Origin of the sequence: Geoalkalibacter subterraneus, from assembly GCF_000827125.1 — a bacterium.
Classification (GTDB): Bacteria; Desulfobacterota; Desulfuromonadia; order Desulfuromonadales; family Geoalkalibacteraceae; genus Geoalkalibacter_A; species Geoalkalibacter_A subterraneus.
Genome location: NZ_CP010311.1, coordinates 3,288,776 through 3,305,175, shown reverse-complemented (window position 1 = coordinate 3,305,175; position 16,400 = coordinate 3,288,776). Strand labels below are relative to the sequence as shown.

The following is a 16,400-nucleotide window of genomic DNA, read 5'->3' as shown; positions in this document are numbered from 1 at the left end:
GCTCCTCATATTAGGATTGAGAATGACGACTAACCTTCAAGGTAATTAAATGAGGCTTATTCGTCAATCAAATAGTGGTTATCATTTAAGAATCAGGCGGGAGTGGTGTGGAATGCCCGTTTTCTCGTTCGGCGCAATGGTATGACTGGGGCCTTTCTGGACAGATGGTGGCTCCGAAACGACCTCCAGGAGCAGTCCGTGCATCGCCGCGACACGAACCCTGGCGCCTTCCCCCAATCGGTCTGTGTCCACGGCCCGGGCACGCCACAGTTCGCCATGGATATCGACAACGCCTACCGGGGTCAGCTCCCGAACCACTATCCCGGTGCTGCCAACCAACGTGTTGCCCCGCGGGTGTGGTTCAGGATCGTAGGCGCGCCATACCAGGGGAAACAGGACAATGTCTTTGATGATCCAGATGATTGCCACCAGCCCCAGCCACAAGCGCGGCAGGTCGAACCAGGTGGCCAGCAGCCACAGAACTGCAATCAGCAGAGCCAATGCCGGCAGTTGGAGGAGAGTGTAGCGCAGCAGGATGCGCCGGTTCCAGCGGCGGGACTCTGGCGTCCGCGATGCGGCTTTCATGGGGTTATCCTGCCTCGGCAGGGTGTGCGGCAAAGAATCGGGCGATTGCCTCCTGCACTTCAGCCGACCCTGCTGCGGTCACAGGAACATCCGGCAGCGAGCGCAGGAACGCGCGTCCATAGCCCTTTTTCACCACCCGGCTGTCCAGGATCAGCACCACGCCGCGATCATCGCGATGGCGGATCAAACGGCCGAACCCCTGCTTGAACTTGATGACCGCCTGCGGCACGGTATAGCTCATAAAGGGATCTCCCCCGCGCTGGGCGATTGCTTCGGCGCGCGCTTCAAGCACCGGTTCGGTCGGTACGCGAAAGGGCAGGCGGGTGATGATCACCTGTTCCAGGGAGCGCCCCGGCACATCCACCCCCTCCCAGAAGGAATCGGTGGCGAACAGCACACTTGAATCCTCGTCGGCGAATTGCTTCAGCAGGCGATGGCGATTGGCCTCACCCTGGCGCAGGCAGTGATAGCCGCGCGCCCCGAGCACCGGCGCAAGTTCACCGTGCAGCCGTCGCAGCAGGCCATAGGCGGTGAACAGCACGAAGGTGCGCCCGCCGGCCGCCAGGATGCAGCGCTCGATCAGATCCCGCGCCTGCTCGGCAAAGCCCGGGCGCCCCGGCTCCGGCAGATCGGTGGGCACCGCCACCAGCGCCTGTTCGCGGTAGTCAAAGGGCGCGGGAAGCTGCAATTCGCGCAGCCGCTCCTTCTCGGCACGATCCAGCCCGACCCGTTCGCGCAGATAGGCAAAGGATTCGCCCACAGCCAGCGTGGCGCTGGTCATCACCACCGTGCGGAACCGCTGATATACAGCTTCGTCGAGATTTTCAGCCACTTCCAGCGGCGCGGTGCATAAACGGGTGACCAGCATCTCTCCCCGGCCGACACGCCGCCGTGCCACTTCGAACCAGGAACATAGCCCGGCATCGGCCGCGATAAACAGGTCGAGATCGGCGCTGATTCCTTCGCAGCGCGCCGCACAGCCGCGCAGCTCCACCAGGGTGGAGAGCATCTTGTCGGCTGTTTTCTCCGGCAGCGCGTTGCAGGTCTTGAGCAGCGCCCGCAGCTGTTTGGCAAAGAGCGCACTTTCATTGGCCAGCGCCCGCAGCCGGGGTTGGAACTGCGCCCACAGGCGGCCTCCGGTAAACGAGGGGATCAACCGCAGCTTCAGCTCGCCCCCCTCGTTTCTGCCGGCGGCGGACTGAACCAGCGCTTCGCCCGCTTCCTCCAGCGTCTCCACCGCCTGATCGAGCAGTGTCTGGCGTGCCACCGTCAGTGCATCGACCTGTTCATGCAGGGTGCGGTAGAGTTCATCTTCGCTGTCAGGCAGCTCCTTGGAAAGCTGGGACATGAAGCGCGGCAGCAGGCCCCGCTCCGCCTTGCGCGGGTGGCGCAGGCGGCCCATCAGGCGCGAGAAGGTAAAGCGGGTGACCTGGGAGGAGAAAAAGCGCGTCGCCACATCCTCCAGGTGATGAGCTTCGTCGAGGATGATGCGGTCGAAGGGGGGCAGCACCGCCGCGGCGGTGTAATTGTCGGTCTGCTGGCGCAGGGCCAGATCGCTTAAAAGCAGGGCGTGGTTGACCACCAGCAGGTCGGCAGCCGCCGCCGCGCGCCGCGCGCGATGAAAAAAGCAGCGGCTGTAATGAGGGCAGCGCACCCGGGCGCACTGATCAATTTCGCAGCGCACCTCCTCCCAAAGTGATTCTTTCGGGATAAAGGGCAGATCCTCGCGCGAGCCGTCGCGTGTATGTTCGGCCCAGTCGAGGATGGCGCGCAGCTCACCGAGGTGCTCGGCATCGAACAGGCCCGGTTCAGTGTGAGCCGTTTCGCTGCGCCGCAGGCACAGGTAGTTGCCGCGTCCCTTGACCAGCACGGCGTGGAACTCAAGATCGGTCGAGCGCTGCAGAAAGGGGATATCCTTGCGGATCAGCTGCTCCTGCAGGTTGATGGTGTTGGTGGAGATCACCACCCGCTCTTCGTTGCGCACCGCCCACAGCGCGGCCGGAACCAGGTAGGCCAGGCTCTTGCCGGTGCCGGTGCCCGCTTCGATCACCGCCAGCTGATTGAGGTTGAACGCCTCGCTCACCGCAAAGGCCATGCGCAGCTGCTCCGGGCGTTCTTCCCAGCCGGGCAGGCGCTGCGCCACCTGGCCGCCCTCGGCCAGAATCTCCGCAATGCGTGCGGGGTCGAGCTGATGCCGCTCCCGCGGCGCAAACGCCTCCACCACCCGGTAGAGGTCGCTCACCGGGTTGTCGACAATATAAAAGCCGACTCCGAGGGCGCCAAGGCGGGAGGCGACTTCGATGTCGGCATTGGACGGCTGCAGCACGCCGGAGGGGTGGTTGTGCAGCACCACGTCACCATGGGTGCACAACTGCATGATGGCCGGCACCGCATCCTGGCTGCCGCGCGCCAGCACCTCCACCGACACCACGCGCCGTTCGGCGTCGGTGTGGCCGAGAAAAAAAACCTCGTTGCCGCGCGCTTCGGCAATGGCCTCGCGCATCAGCGCGCAGGCCTGCGCCGCCAGAAAAGTCTCGATCAAAACAGGCTCCTCGTCACCCGATCCCGGGTCTCAATGAAAGGAAGCCATTATCGCGCGGATGGGGGTGGATTTCAAACACTTCGGATTTTGAACTACACAAACATTGAACACAGAATCTTGGAACCACAGAGATCACGGAGAACACGGAGAAAAATCTGAGAACCCATCTTTTTGGTTTTAAACCTTAATCTCGTGGTTTCCTCTGTGCTCTCTGTGTCCTCTGTGGTTCAGATCCTTGGTATCGAAACAACCAAAGACTATCGCAGATACTCCCGTATCCCCTCGCAAGTGAATTTTGACGCACTCGCAAAAAACCAGAGGATGGCTAAGCAAAAATTTCGTCCTACAAGGCCTGGTGGTTTTTCAGGGGCGAAGGCATACATCAGGTATGTCGAGGTCCTGAAAAAACGCCGTAACGCCGTAGGACGGACTTTTTGCGACGCCATCAATTTTATTTACTGGCGTTTTTCCATCAAGGGGTAGATTTCTTTCCGGTGGCAGATCCCAAGGACAAGAATCTGATGATGATCGACCCGGAAAACAACCCGGTAGTCTCCGATCCTGAGTTTCCAATAGCCTTTCAAGGTTTTGCGCAGAGGCTCGCCATATTCCTGCGGCGCGACCATAAGCCGGGATTCGATGGCTTTTCTGATGCGCAAACGGATATCCCCGTTAAGCTTTGGGATGTCGCGGTTTTTAACTTCGGGATGGTAGATAACCGTGAAAGTCACTTCAGCCCCATGTCTCGTCATGACTTAAGGCTTCGAAGGATTGGAAATCTTTTTCCCGTTCTGTAGCAAATACCGTCAATGCACGATCTTCATGCAGCTCAAGAGCCTCTTTGACAAGGTCACGCATCAGCATGGACATGGAAACACCCTGAGTTTCAGCAAGATCATGGAGGGTATTGTAAACAGGTTGTTCCAGGACAACATTGACTCTTGGATTTTTAGCAGGCATGTCAGCACCTTTTTGTGAAAGATTATCTTTTGGCATACCGTCAGTGTGCCACTAGTGTGTCACTGTGTCAATGAATGCCGGCAGACCTGGAAAAGCCTTCCTGGGGCCGTCTTCTTAAAAGTAAAGTTCAAAGCTTGAACCACAGAGATCGCGGAGAGCACAGAGAAAAATCTGAGAACCCATCTTTTTTGGTTTTAAACCCTGCTCTCGTGTTTTCCTCTGTGCTCTCTGTGTCCTCTGTGGTTCAGATCCTTGGTTTCGAAACGCCCAAAGACTATCGCAGATACTCCCGGATCCCCCCCGGCAGCTCTTTAGGCGTGTATTCAAAGACCTCCCGCACCTTTTTCATCTCTTCGGCATCGCAGACATTGCCTTCGACCAGCATGTTGAGCTGGGTGGTGGTGATGGGGAAGGCGGAGAAGTTCTCCATCAGGGCAATCACCGGCTTGATCAGGCATAAAGGCTGGTGCAGTTTTCGCACCGATTTTTTGTCCAGCGCCTGGCCGATTTCGTCAAGAAGCTCGTCGTAGCTGTAATCCTGCGGGCCGCAGACAGCATACGTCTGGCCGATAGTTTCCTCTTTCTGCAATGCCTGGCAGAAACACTCGGCAACATCCTCCACCGCCACCGGCGCCAGACGGTAGTTTCCGTCGCCGAAAACGGGCACCACCGGTGTTTTGCGCATGATCGACGCCAGCTCATTGATGAATTCATCCTCGGGTCCGAAGATCATTGAAGGGCGGAAAATCGTCCAGTTGAGACCGGATTGACGCACCGTCTCTTCTGCGCGCCATTTGGTTTTATGGTAGTCGGTATGAGCGTCGGGGCGGGTGCCGTTGGCGCTCATCTGGATGTAGCGCTTGATCCCCTGGGCTTTGGCCGCATTGACCATGTTGCGGGCCGCTTCCACGTGCAGCTTTTCGAAAGTGACGCCGCGCGAGGGAAATTCACGGATGATCCCGACAAGATGGATGACGGCATCGCAGCCTTCCATGATCCCTTCCAGAGTCGCAGGATCGGTCGCATCGCCAAGGCGCGCTTCGACGTTTTTCTCAACGGGCAGCTTCTTCTCCGACCCCGAGCGCACCAGACAGCGCACCACATGGCCGTCCTGCAGCAGACGATGCAGCATTCTCTTGCCGACAAATCCCGTAGCTCCCGTTAAAAAAACATTCATCGCACGCTCCTTGCCAAAAATTAAAATAAGAACCTACTCAGACCGAAAAATCAGAAACCCACAAAACAATTCAAATAAAGGGTGGTGAGGAGGGCCTGCGCCAAGGGTGTCTGCCGCCAGGACGGCGGCAGTCAAGCACCCAGGGATGGGTTAAAGCGTCCCTTGGCGCAGGCCCTCCTCACCGCCCGGCTTCAGGCGTCCCCAACAATTCCTCACCCCTTCACCACCGCCATCGGCACCAGCCGCGCCACAATGCGGCCGATCCCGGCGCGACGCACCACTTCCACCACCTCCGAGACATCCTTGTACGCCTCGGAGATTTCCTCCGCCATGGTGGCGCGCCCGGCCGCGCGGATCAGGATCCCCTTTGCAGCCAGATCGGCCGGGATGTCGCGTCTGCGGGCCAGTTTCCTGGCGGCGTGGCGTGACAGCACCCGCCCAGCCCCATGGCAGGTCGAGCCGAACGTCTCGTTGAACGCATCTTCAGTGCCCACCAGCACGTAGGAGCAGCGCCCCATATCGCCGGGGATCAGCACCGGCTGGCCCACCTCGCGGTAGAGTTCCGGCGTCTCGGGGTGTCCCGGCGGAAAGGCCCGCGTAGCCCCCTTGCGATGCACGCACAATCGCCGCGCCCGGCCCTCAACCTGATGCGTTTCCCACTTGGCGATGTTGTGGCACACATCGTAGATCAGGCTCATGCGCAGCTGTGACGGCCCGGTGCGCAGCACCTGCTCGAAGGTTTCACGCACCCAGTGCGTGATGAGCTGGCGGTTGGCAAAGGCAAAGTTGGCCGCGCCGGCCATTGCCGCCAGGTATTGCCGCCCTTCGGGGCTCTCCAGCGGCGCGCAGCACAGCTGGCGGTCCGGCAGCTCGATGCCGTATTTGGCCGCCGCGCGCAGCATCATCTTGAGATGATCGTCGCACACCTGGTAGCCCAGCCCACGGCTGCCCGTGTGGATGGAGACCGTCACCTGGTCCTGGAAAAGCCCCAGAGCGTTTGCAGCCTCGGAATCAAGCACCTCGTCGACCCGCTGCACTTCAAGAAAATGATTGCCGGAGCCCAGCGTACCGAGCTGGTTGCGTCCGCGCTCCAGCGCACGCTCGGAAACAACCTCCGGGTCGGCGCCGGCGATGGTGCCGCGCTCCTCGATGTGATCGAGATCCTGCGCCGAACCGAAACCGTTTTTCACCGCCCAGGCCGCACCCTGCTCCAACACCTTGCGTGTTTCATGCGGTGCCAGGCTCAAGTCGCGGCGATGAGAGCCGACCCCGGAGGGCACATTGCGGAACAGGGCATCAGCCAGCTCCTTGAGGTGAGGTCGGATCTCCTCCGCTTCCAGCTCGCTGCGCAGCAGTCGGACCCCGCAGTTGATATCGTAGCCGACCCCTCCCGGAGACACCACGCCGCCATCCTCCGGATCAAACGCCGCCACCCCGCCGATGGGGAAGCCGTAGCCCCAGTGGATATCGGGCATAGCGATGGAGCGGCCGACAATGCCCGGTAGCGTCGCCACATTGCGCACCTGCTCCAGCGCCTGCTCTTTCTGCAGCACCTCGATCATGGCCCGATCGGCAAACACCAGCCCCTCGACACGCATCTTCCCCTCACGAGGGATGCGCCAGCGGCAGGGGTCGATCTGTTGGAGCTTGATGGGCATGGAGGAAAACCTTTTTTTTGAACCACAGAGAGCACAGAGCACACGGAGAAAACAAAAGAGATTAGGGTAAAAACACAGAAGAACTAAAATCAGAAAAGAAAGATTTTTTTCTCAGACTTTCCTCTGTGACCTCTGTGCTCTCCGTGGTTCAATCTTTTTGGATTTTTGAATTATATATCGACATAAACCCGCGCATGCCACTGCCCGTCCTTCTCCTCCACCAGCACCTGATGATGCGTGATCGCCTTGATTTCACGCTCCAGCGGGTGGCGCTGCGGGTCGAACGGTTCGCCTTTGACCTGTGCGCGCAGGCAATTTTCGCCGAACTCCAGTTTGCACTCGGACGGCAGAAATCCCCGGCACTCGAACAGAAACAGCAGCTCCGACAGCCAGGCCACCAGCAGCTCGGCATCATCGGAGCCGCTGACTTCGATCTCCTGTGTCTCGCGAGGGTTCACCGGCGCCTCGGCAACGATTACCTCGCGCAGCGCACAGGCGGCCTGGGCAAAAAGTTCGCTGCGGGAATCGCCCCAGATCTCCAGGCCGAGGTCAGCGGTGTGTTCAATCTGTCGGTGACGATTCACGATCGGGCCGGTTCAGCCCCGCCGCCACTGCACCCGGCAGATATTGTGGTCTTCGGTCCAGTCCACCGAAAGCTCACCCTGATGCGCGCTGTGCAGGGCGCGCCCCAAGTGCTCGGCCAGTTTTTCCTCCGTGGTCTCGATCACCAGATCATCCCCCTCCCGTTCCATGCGCATAATGCGCTCCAGGGGATTTTTTGAGACCGCTTTGCTTTCTTCGTTGCGCAGAATGTTGCGGATCTCCTCCTCATGGTTCCAGAGGTAGCTGCCGCTCAGAGTGACAATCCCCTCGGGATAGTGCTCTGCGATCTTGCGGCAGGCGGGGCAGGTCACGCGATTCACACTGCTGTCGCTCAAAGCCTTTTTCGCTTCAGCGGGGTCAAGATACCAGCGCTTGTTGCGATAGAGTGCCTGGCAGCTCTCGCAGATAGCCGGTTCCTTGTGTCCCTCTGCAGGCATATAGGGATCTTCGCTGGTGGGAGTACGCTTGCGTTTACCGCCGATGCCGAATTTGCCGATATTCTTGTTCATCAATAAACCCCCTTTCTGGTGTCAACGAGGGCCGATTCAGCACCCTCATTAGCTTAGTATACCAGCTTGTCGTGAATTTAAAGGGGTAGTGATAGAAGGGGCGTGAGGAGTGAGGGGTAAGGAGTGAGGCGCGAAAAGAAAGGGTTTTACCTCCTCACTCCTAACACCTCACCCTTCACGGGTCTAACGAGGCAGGTCAAGATACTCGCGCGTCTCGCGCTCAAGGATGGCGGCAGCCAGGCCGAGAACGATCTGGCGCGGGGTCGGTTCGCTCTCCCACCAGGCCAGGTCGAGCTGATGCGCCTCTCCTTCCCAGTCGGCAATCAGGGTCTGATAGGGGTCGGGCAGCTTTTCAATCATCGCCCCGACCCGCTCGGCCAAGTAGCTGTTGAGCTCGCCGGACGGTGCCTGGTCGAGCGGGACGCTGGCACGGAAGCGCCGCTGTACATCCTCCGCCAGTTCTTTTACAAGTTCATCGCGTGATGCCATTTGCAGATCTCCTTGAACGGGGAAAAACGATCCTCCCCCACCCTGACCCTCCCGCTGGGAGAGGGGACACTTATAACTCCTCCCCCTTTCGGCAGGGAGCGGTTTGTTTCTTAGCTCCTCCCCCCAGCGGGGGGAGGTTGGGAGGGGGAGCGGAACGCAGCACAGCGGTAACCAGCGAGCGCTTCTCTACTTCTCCCCACTCACCATCGCCAGCAGCGCCTCCGTCTTCTCCCGCATCAGCTTTTCATCGCCGCGGCTTTCCACGTTCAGACGCAGTACCGGCTCCGTGTTGGACATGCGCAGGTTGAAGCGCCACTGATCGAATTCCATTGCCAGACCGTCGGTGTGGTCGATCTCCAGGGCCTCGTCCGCGTAGGTTTTTTCCACAGCAGCTATAACCGCCGCCGGATCCTGCACGGTGCGGTTGATCTCGCCGCTCGCCGGGAAACGCGCCATGCGCTCGCCGACCAGCTGCGACAACGTCTTCTGCTCGCGGCACATCAGTTCCAGCACCAGCAGCCAGGGGATCATGCCGCTGTCGCAGTAGGCGAAATGACGGAAATAGTGATGGGCGCTCATCTCGCCGCCGTACACCGCGTCCTCTTTGCGCATGCGCTCCTTGATGAAAGCGTGGCCTGTCTTGCTCATGACCGGCTCGCCACCCGCCTCGCGCACCACCTCGATCGTATTCCAGGTCAGGCGCGGGTCGTGAATGATGCGGGCGCCAGGAACTTTCTGCAGGATGTTGGCCGCCAGCAGGCCGACGATATAGTAGCCCTCGACGAAGTCGCCGTTTTCATCGAAGAAGAAGCAGCGGTCGAAATCGCCGTCCCACGCCAGACCGACAATGGCGCCATGGGTACGCACCGCCTCCGCCGTCGCGGCACGATTCTCCGGCAGCAGCGGGTTGGGGATGCCGTGGGGGAAGCTGCCGTCGGGCTGGTGGTGCACCTTGATTATCTCGAAGGGCAGCTGCGCCTCCAGCAGGTCGAGAACCGGGCCGGCGCAGCCGTTGCCCGCATTGACCACCACCTTCACCGGCCTGAGCGTCGGCAAATCGATATATCCGAGCAGATGACGGATATAAGAGCCTTTCACGTCGTACTCATGCACCGTGCCCGTTTTTTCCGGAGCCTTAAAATCAGCCTCTTCCGCCAATCTGCGGATATCGTTCAGGCCGCTGTCGCCGCTGATGGGCCGCGCCCCCTCCCGCACCAGCTTCAGGCCATTGTAGTCCATGGGGTTGTGGCTGGCGGTCACCATAATGCCGCCATCCATCTCGCCATGAAACGTCGCAAAATAGACTTCCTCGGTCCCGCACAGGCCGATGTCGTGCACATCCGCTCCGCCCTCGGTCAACCCCCGGCAAAGAGCCTCGCTCAACCCCGCACTCGAATGCCGCACATCACGCCCGACCACCACCTTCTGCGGCCGCAGAAATTCAGCATAAGCCCGCCCAATCCGCCAGGCAATCTCCTCATTCAACTCATCCGGCAGGCGTCCGCGGATGTCGTAGGCTTTAAAGCAAGTCAAATTCATTGTGGAAACCCTTTTATCCTCGTCCGTAATGATCCTCAAATCGCACAATATCATCCTCGCCCAGATAGCTCCCGCTCTGCACCTCGATCATCTCCAGCGGGATCTTGCCCGGATTTTCCAGGCGGTGATGGACTCCCAGCGGGATGTAGGTCGATTCATTCTCCGACAGCAGGAAGGTCTCCTCGCCGCGGGTTACACGTGCCGTGCCCTTGACCACGATCCAGTGTTCGGCGCGGTGGTGGTGCAGCTGCAGCGACAGACTCGCTTCCGGTGCGACGGTAATGCGCTTGACCTGGAAGCGCGCATCGCTCACCAGCCCCTCGTAGGCGCCCCAGGGGCGGTTGACGCGGCGGTGCAGCAGTGCTTCATCGCGGCCGCGCGCTTTGAGCTGCTGCACGATCGCCTTGACGTCCTGCACCCGGTCGCGCGGGGCGACCAGCACCGCATCTGCGGTTTCGACCACAACGTGATTCTCCAGCCCCACCGCCGCCACCAGGCGCTGTTCGGCGTGCAGGTAGCAGTTGTGGCTATTCTCTGTCAAAACATCGCCCTTGGTGACATTGCCGTTCTCGTCCTGGCGGCCCACATCCCACAACGCCGACCAGGAGCCCACGTCATTCCAACCGGCATCGAGGGGAATGACCGCTGCATCGGCCGTCTTCTCCATCACCGCATAGTCGATGGAATTGCTCGGACAAGCCGCAAAGGCCTCGGCATCGAGTCGGGTGAAATCGAGATCGATCTGCGCCTTATCCAGCGCTTCCCGACAGCACGCGATCATCTCCGGCGCGAATTTTACCAATTCGCGCAGAAAGCTCGACGCTTTGAATAGAAACATGCCGCTGTTCCAGTAGTAGTCGCCAGCGGCCAGGTATTGTTCCGCGGTGGCCCGGTCGGGTTTTTCGACGAACTGGGCGACGGGGAAGACCTGGCCGTTGTCCGCCGTCCGTTGTTCGTTGTTTGCCCTGATATACCCATACCCCGTCTCCGGCGCGGTCGGCACGATGCCGAAAGTCAACAGCCGCCCTTCCTCCGCCGCCGAGACCCCAAGGCTGACCGCCTGCCGCAGCGCCTCCGGCCGCTCGATCACATGGTCGGCCGGCAGCACCAGCAGCAGCGGGTCATCGCCTTCAGCCATGGCGCGCAGGGCCGCGACAGCGGCAGCCGGTGCGGTGTTGCGCCCTACCGGCTCCAGAATAATGGTGGAGGCGGGGTGTCCGGCCTGGCGCAGCTGCTCCGCCACCATGAAGCGGTGGGCCTCGTTGCATACCACCAGCGGTGCCGTCAGATCAGCCAGCCCGTCAAGGCGCAGAACCGTTTCCTGCAGCATCGTGTGATCGCCCACCAGCGGCAGCAGTTGTTTAGGATAAAGTTCGCGTGACAGGGGCCATAGACGGGTTCCGGCTCCGCCGGACAGGATGACGGGGACAATCATGAAAAAACCTCGATATGAGTCAGAGCAGATGGTGGATTCTTTGTGGGCGAAGGGCCGGATTCGGCGAAACCACTCAATAGTAGCGGCAAAATGAGTAATCTTCAACGCATAAGTCGGTATTTTCCCTCACTCCGCGCCTCTCACTTGCGCTCCCTCACCCCAACCCTCTCCCGCTGGGAGAGGGGGAAAGGTTTGCTCCTCCTCCCAGCGGGGGGAGGTTGGGAGGGGGGAGGTTTGCCCAACGGCCGAGGTAATGGTAGTATGACCTGTGTGTTCCTTGGAACGCACCTTCTTCTATGGAGGTTCAACAATGCAGACATCGACCAGCAAGCTAACCTCAAAATACCAGGCGACCATTCCCGAACCCGTCCGTCGTGCTCTGCAACTGGACGCCGGTGATGCCATCGCTTTCGACATTGAAAACGATCACATCACCCTGCGCAAGGCCCGCCCCGTTGATCTGGCCTTTACTCAGGCGCTGGAAGGCACGCTGACCGAATGGGAATCCTCCGCGGATGAAGAGGCCTATCATGATCTATGAGGCATTCGATGTCGTGGTCGTGCCTTTTCCTTTTACCGACCGTGCGACCACAAAACGGCGTCCGGCGCTGATTCTATCTGATGCCGCGATATTTAACCGGCCGGTCGGCCAGGCGGTCATGGCAATGATTACCAGCGCCAGAAATTCCGACTGGCCTCTCGATGTTGAAATCGAGGATCTGGATGCAGCCGGCCTGCCGGCTCCCTCCATCGTCAGGATGAAGCTCTTTACTCTGGATGAGAAACTTGTCCTGAGAAAAGCCGGGGCACTTGTGGGCGCCGATCGGGGGCGGATTTCTTCAGTGCTGCGCAAGCTTCTCCAGAGTCATTTAACTTAGCTCCTCGCTCCCTCACCCCAACCCTCTCCCTTGGACTCCCTCACCCCAACCCTCTCCCTTCGACTCCCTCACCCCAACCCTCTCCCGCTGGGAGAGGGGGAAGGATCTGCTCCTCCCCCCAGCGGGGGGAGGTTGGGAGGGGGGAAGGTCCTCCTCTATCGGTAAACTTCTTTGCGATGAGCCACGCGCAGCACGAGAATTCTGACCTGATCCTCGTTGATTTCGTACACCACCCGATATGCCCCCACGCGAAGGCGCCGCAGACCGGAAAGATTTCCTTTGAGCAGTTTGCCGATGTGAGGATTTTCAGCCAGTGCGTCGATCGCTGCCACGAGTCGGGTGCGATCCGCCTTGGGCAGTGCCTGCATTTCTTTGAGGGCACTTCTCTTAATCGTCAGCGAGTAGTGCACGGCGTGCCTCTTGCCAGTTCACGGTTTCGTCGCAGGGGTCGCGCAAGCGTTCCACAGCCAGGCTCAGGTCATCGAAGTCCTCCAGGTACGCTTCGATGGCGTGACGGATGATGTCGGCGCGAGTGCGGTGCAGACTCTTCGCCGCGCGGTCAAGTGCAGAAACCGTTTCATCGGGGAGGCGGGCAGTGATTTGAGACATGGAAACTCTCCTTGAATGTCGTTGACTTTTTCTGACATTATAAAGAGTGAGATGTGGCCGGTCAATGTGGGAAATGCTTTCTCCTCCCCCCAGCGGGGGGAGGTTGGGAGGGGGGGCGGTTTTTACCGCCAGCTTTTAATCCACATCGACGCCCAACGCCTCCAGCTCCCGTGCCAGCGCCGCCTTCGCCTCTGCCTCGCCATGCACCAGCCGCACCTTCTGCGGTCTGTGGCGCATACGGCGCACGAAATTGACGAGATCCTTGCGGTCGGCGTGGGCCGAGTAGCCGCTCAGCGTGTGAACCTGCGCGCGGATGTCGTAGCGGCGCCCGTCCAGCACCACGTAGCCGCTGCGTGGGCCGTATTTCTGGATGTCGCGCCCCGGCGTCCCCGCCGCCTGATAGCCGACGAACAGCACATCGGTAGTCTCTTCCTCCAGCAGCGCTTTCAGGTAATTGACGATGCGCCCACCGGCACACATACCGCTGGCTGCAATGACGATACAGGGGCGCAGGTGTTTTTTCAGATAGTTCACCGTGTGCATATGATCCGAATGGCTGTCTACGGTGGTCAGCTGCTCGAAGGCCAGCGGATGACGCCCCTCCCGCACCCTGGCGCGCGCCTCCGCATCCCAGAACGGGCGCAGCTCGCGGTAGGCCTCGGTAAAGCGGGACGCCAACGGAGAATCAACGATGATCTCCAATTCCTCCCACGGCAGCCCCTTGGCCGCAAAACGCGCACGGTTGCGATGGATGATCTCCTCCAGCTCGTATAGGAGTTCCTGGGTACGGCCGATGCTGAACGCCGGCACCAGGATCACCCCGCGATCCGCCAGCGCCCGCTCCACCACCTCCCGCAAGCGCTGGCGGCGTTCCCTGCGTCCCTCGTGCACCCGGTCGCCGTAGGTGGTCTCCAGAACCAGCAGGTCGGCCCGGTACGGCGCTTTCGGCGTCGGCAGCAGCGGCGTGTAGGGGGCGCCCAGATCGCCGGAAAAGATGATGTAGCGGTTGTCCTTTGTCCGCTGTCCGTTGTTTGTGGTGGAAAGCCCCGGTTGGATGCGACAGGTGACGTAGGCCGAGCCGAGAATGTGGCCGGCCGGGTTCAGTTTGATCGCAAGTTTCGGCGCATCCGTGCCGGTCTCAATCGGGTGCCATTGACCGTAGGGCAGGGCGACGATGCGCTTTTTGATGTGGGCGATGAACTTCTCCACCAGGCGCCGGTCGCGGGTAAAGCCGATCTTGACCGCATCCTCCAGCACCAGCGGCAGCAGCACCGCCGACGGCTCACTGCACAGGATCGGGCCGTCGAACCCCGCCGCCAACAGGTGAGGAATTCGCCCCACATGATCGATATGCACATGGGTGACCACCAGCGTCTTGAGATGCCCAATCTCAAAATCGATCTCCGGCCGCTCGTCGCCCCGTTCCCGCTCATCTCGGCCCTGAAAAAGGCCACAGTCGATCAGGATGCCCGCGCCACCGTCCAGGCGCAGCTCATGGCAGGATCCGGTCACCCCGTCGCGGGCGCCGTGATGGTGGAGTGTGAAAGCAGGGTGCACGGTAGATCTTCTCCTTGCGTAAGTTCCGGCATCTCCTGCAAAAAATCGCCGGATTTGCGAAGCAAAATGACGTTGACACGAACTGTAGTGTCTGCTAGCTTATTTCTCTTCTGAGAAAGACTTTATGTTTGTTTAATGTGACTCCATTCCGCCTTCTTGCCACGAACCACCAAATCCTGCAAGGTTATTTGTTGTGAAAAAAGTTTTATGTCTGCTGACGGTTGCCTTGGTTTTCTGCGCCGGCTCCGTTCATGCTGCCACGGCCTCTGCAAATATCCCCCTGGATAGCTGGATCTATCCCGCCCTCGACAAGCTTGAAGGGCTCGGTCACATAGAGACCTCCCTTCAAGGCAGTCGCCCTTACACCCGCCTGGCGGCGGCCCGCCTGGTTCGTTCTGCGGAGAATTCCGAACGTACTGCCGCCACGCCGGTTGCTCGGGAGTTGCTGGATGTATTGCGGCGCGAGTTCGACACGGAGCTGCGGGAACTCTCCGGGGATATTGCAACCGGCAGTTATTTAAAGCCGCTGCGTTCCATGAGGCTTCAGGGGGGATATCGCAGCGGTGATCCATCCTTTCTTCCTCGCTCCGATGCGCGCCAGTTCGCCCTGGATTACAATCGGGACGGGCTCACTCAGGAAGAGGATGGCGCCGGATTGGTTTCCTTTGCCAGCGAGGCCCGTTTAGGGAGCCGTTTTCTGCTGTCCGCCAGCCCGTTGTTTGAGTTTGACAACGAGGGCACCTCTTCGCGCCTGCTGGAAGGTAAGGCCGCCCTGGCCCTGGGGCCGCTGGAGATTTCGGTGGGCCGTCAATCCCTGTGGTGGGGACAGGGGCGCCATGGTTCGCTGGTGTTGACCAACAACGCCAAGCCGCAGGATATGCTGCGCATCACCAACCCTTCGCCGACCCTGCTTCCGTGGGTTTTCAAGTACCTGGGGCCTTTTCGGTTTGATGTTTTCTGGAGCCGCCTTGATGACAACCGGACCGTCTCCGATCCTTATTTCGGCGGTGCTCGGGTTAACTTCCGCCCGTTGCCGTGGGTGGAGCTGGGCGCTTCGCGCACCGTCATGTTCGGCGGCAAAGGGCGCCCCAGCATCGACCTGGACGAATTTATCACCATCCTTGGCGGCAAAAACCTCGAGGGCGAGGAGGATTCGAGCAACTCCGTCGCCGCCCTCGACGGCCGGATTCTGCTGCCCTTTGCCTATAACGCCGAGATCTACGGCGAGCTGGGCGGCGAGGATGAGGCCGGCGGGTTTATCAGCCAGAAAGCCTGGCTTCTCGGCCTGTATCTGCCCCGGATTGAGCCCAGCGGGCGTGCCAGCCTGCGACTGGAATACGCCGACCTGACGGTAAAAAGAGGGCGGAACTCCGTCTGGTACCGCCACTCTGTTTATCGCTCGGGATATACTTATGACGAGCGCGTCATGGGGCACCATGTGGGCGGCGGCGCCACCGACCTCTTCTCAGAATTATCCATTTATTTCCCCAAAGGGTGGACCCTGGGCCTCGAGCTGGACTACCAGCGTCGCGGGGCCGATCAGCCCGTTTGGGAAAAACACCTTCAGCCCGCGTTGGAGATCGCCTGGCAGCCCTCCCGCCTGCTGCGCATCAGTGGGCGCTATGCCGTGGATTTCGTAGAAAACTTCGAGTTTGTCGCCGGACGCGACGAGACCTTTCATCTGGCATTTCTGACTGTGGATTTGAGCTTATGAGCACCCGGAAATTTTTTCTCCCTTTGACCCTGGCGGTCCTTCTGTTCTGTTTTTTTTCGCCTTCCCTGGCAGCAGCCGCTGATCGGGATGACCTTCAGAGGCGGATTGACGCCTCCAGAGAAGCTCCTCGCGACACTCGTTCCCT

The 16,400-nt window shown here is 60.2% G+C and carries 17 protein-coding genes; 3 read left to right on the top strand and 14 right to left on the bottom strand.

What is annotated here, in order from left to right:
* Positions 1–81: 81 nt before the first annotated feature.
* The 11 genes from GSUB_RS15530 to GSUB_RS15480 all read right to left on the bottom strand — a co-directional run bounded on the left by GSUB_RS15530 (position 82) and on the right by GSUB_RS15480 (position 11,497).
* A complete protein-coding gene (locus tag GSUB_RS15530; protein ID WP_040201632.1) occupies positions 82–585 on the bottom strand; it encodes an NfeD family protein in 504 nt (167 codons plus the stop codon).
* A 4-nt stretch (positions 586–589) separates the two neighbouring features.
* On the bottom strand, positions 590–3,127 hold the full coding sequence (locus GSUB_RS15525) for a helicase C-terminal domain-containing protein (protein ID WP_235269850.1): 2,538 nt from the start codon (positions 3,125–3,127) through the stop codon (positions 590–592).
* Positions 3,128–3,582: 455 nt separating this feature from the next.
* Complete coding sequence (locus tag GSUB_RS15520; RefSeq protein WP_040201630.1) at positions 3,583–3,879, bottom strand: type II toxin-antitoxin system RelE family toxin; 297 nt, start codon at positions 3,877–3,879, stop codon at positions 3,583–3,585.
* Positions 3,860–4,123 (bottom strand): ribbon-helix-helix domain-containing protein, encoded by a 264-nt coding sequence (locus GSUB_RS15515; RefSeq protein WP_235269849.1) that lies wholly within the window; start codon positions 4,121–4,123, stop codon positions 3,860–3,862. The genes GSUB_RS15520 and GSUB_RS15515 overlap by 20 nt, the downstream gene beginning before the upstream one ends.
* Before the next feature lie 238 nt (positions 4,124–4,361).
* Positions 4,362–5,264, bottom strand: coding sequence for a complex I NDUFA9 subunit family protein (locus tag GSUB_RS15510; protein WP_040201628.1), 903 nt, complete (start codon positions 5,262–5,264; stop codon positions 4,362–4,364).
* Positions 5,265–5,476: 212 nt separating this feature from the next.
* Positions 5,477–6,922, bottom strand: a complete 1,446-nt coding sequence (locus tag GSUB_RS15505; RefSeq protein ID WP_040201626.1) for an RtcB family protein — start codon at positions 6,920–6,922, stop codon at positions 5,477–5,479.
* A 170-nt stretch (positions 6,923–7,092) separates the two neighbouring features.
* Entirely contained in the window at positions 7,093–7,506 is a 414-nt protein-coding gene (locus tag GSUB_RS15500) for an archease (protein ID WP_040201625.1), read from the bottom strand.
* A gap of 12 nt (positions 7,507–7,518) precedes the next feature.
* Positions 7,519–8,034, bottom strand: a complete 516-nt coding sequence (locus GSUB_RS15495; protein WP_040201624.1) for a BCAM0308 family protein — start codon at positions 8,032–8,034, stop codon at positions 7,519–7,521.
* A gap of 183 nt (positions 8,035–8,217) precedes the next feature.
* Positions 8,218–8,523 (bottom strand): hypothetical protein, encoded by a 306-nt coding sequence (locus tag GSUB_RS15490; protein WP_040201622.1) that lies wholly within the window; start codon positions 8,521–8,523, stop codon positions 8,218–8,220.
* Between the two features lie 186 nt (positions 8,524–8,709).
* Complete coding sequence (locus GSUB_RS15485) at positions 8,710–10,062, bottom strand: phosphohexomutase domain-containing protein (RefSeq protein WP_040201621.1); 1,353 nt, start codon at positions 10,060–10,062, stop codon at positions 8,710–8,712.
* 13 nt (positions 10,063–10,075) lie between these two features.
* Entirely contained in the window at positions 10,076–11,497 is a 1,422-nt protein-coding gene (locus GSUB_RS15480; RefSeq protein ID WP_040201620.1) for a mannose-1-phosphate guanylyltransferase/mannose-6-phosphate isomerase, read from the bottom strand.
* 310 nt (positions 11,498–11,807) lie between these two features.
* On the opposite strand from GSUB_RS15480, the gene GSUB_RS15475 reads away from it, so the two are divergent.
* The gene (locus GSUB_RS15475; RefSeq protein ID WP_040201618.1) at positions 11,808–12,038 is read left to right on the top strand and encodes an AbrB/MazE/SpoVT family DNA-binding domain-containing protein; all 231 of its coding nucleotides are present in this window, start codon (positions 11,808–11,810) and stop codon (positions 12,036–12,038) included.
* Positions 12,028–12,375 carry a type II toxin-antitoxin system PemK/MazF family toxin gene (locus tag GSUB_RS15470; RefSeq protein WP_040201616.1) on the top strand — a complete coding sequence of 116 codons (348 nt, stop codon included), beginning with the start codon at positions 12,028–12,030 and terminating at the stop codon, positions 12,373–12,375. Before GSUB_RS15475 ends, GSUB_RS15470 begins: the two co-directional genes overlap by 11 nt.
* Positions 12,376–12,530: 155 nt before the next feature.
* Here the strand turns inward: GSUB_RS15470 and GSUB_RS15465 are convergent, their stop codons facing one another.
* The 3 genes from GSUB_RS15465 to GSUB_RS15455 all read right to left on the bottom strand — a co-directional run bounded on the left by GSUB_RS15465 (position 12,531) and on the right by GSUB_RS15455 (position 14,541).
* Complete coding sequence (locus tag GSUB_RS15465; RefSeq protein ID WP_040201614.1) at positions 12,531–12,785, bottom strand: type II toxin-antitoxin system RelE family toxin; 255 nt, start codon at positions 12,783–12,785, stop codon at positions 12,531–12,533.
* Positions 12,763–12,984, bottom strand: coding sequence for a ribbon-helix-helix protein, CopG family (locus tag GSUB_RS15460; RefSeq protein WP_040201613.1), 222 nt, complete (start codon positions 12,982–12,984; stop codon positions 12,763–12,765). Before GSUB_RS15460 ends, GSUB_RS15465 begins: the two co-directional genes overlap by 23 nt.
* A gap of 135 nt (positions 12,985–13,119) precedes the next feature.
* Entirely contained in the window at positions 13,120–14,541 is a 1,422-nt protein-coding gene (locus GSUB_RS15455) for an MBL fold metallo-hydrolase RNA specificity domain-containing protein (RefSeq protein ID WP_040201612.1), read from the bottom strand.
* Between the two features lie 193 nt (positions 14,542–14,734).
* Between GSUB_RS15455 and GSUB_RS15450 the strand changes: the two genes are divergently transcribed.
* Positions 14,735–16,255, top strand: a complete 1,521-nt coding sequence (locus GSUB_RS15450) for a capsule assembly Wzi family protein (protein ID WP_040201610.1) — start codon at positions 14,735–14,737, stop codon at positions 16,253–16,255.
* The last annotated feature ends 145 nt before the right edge of the window (positions 16,256–16,400 follow it).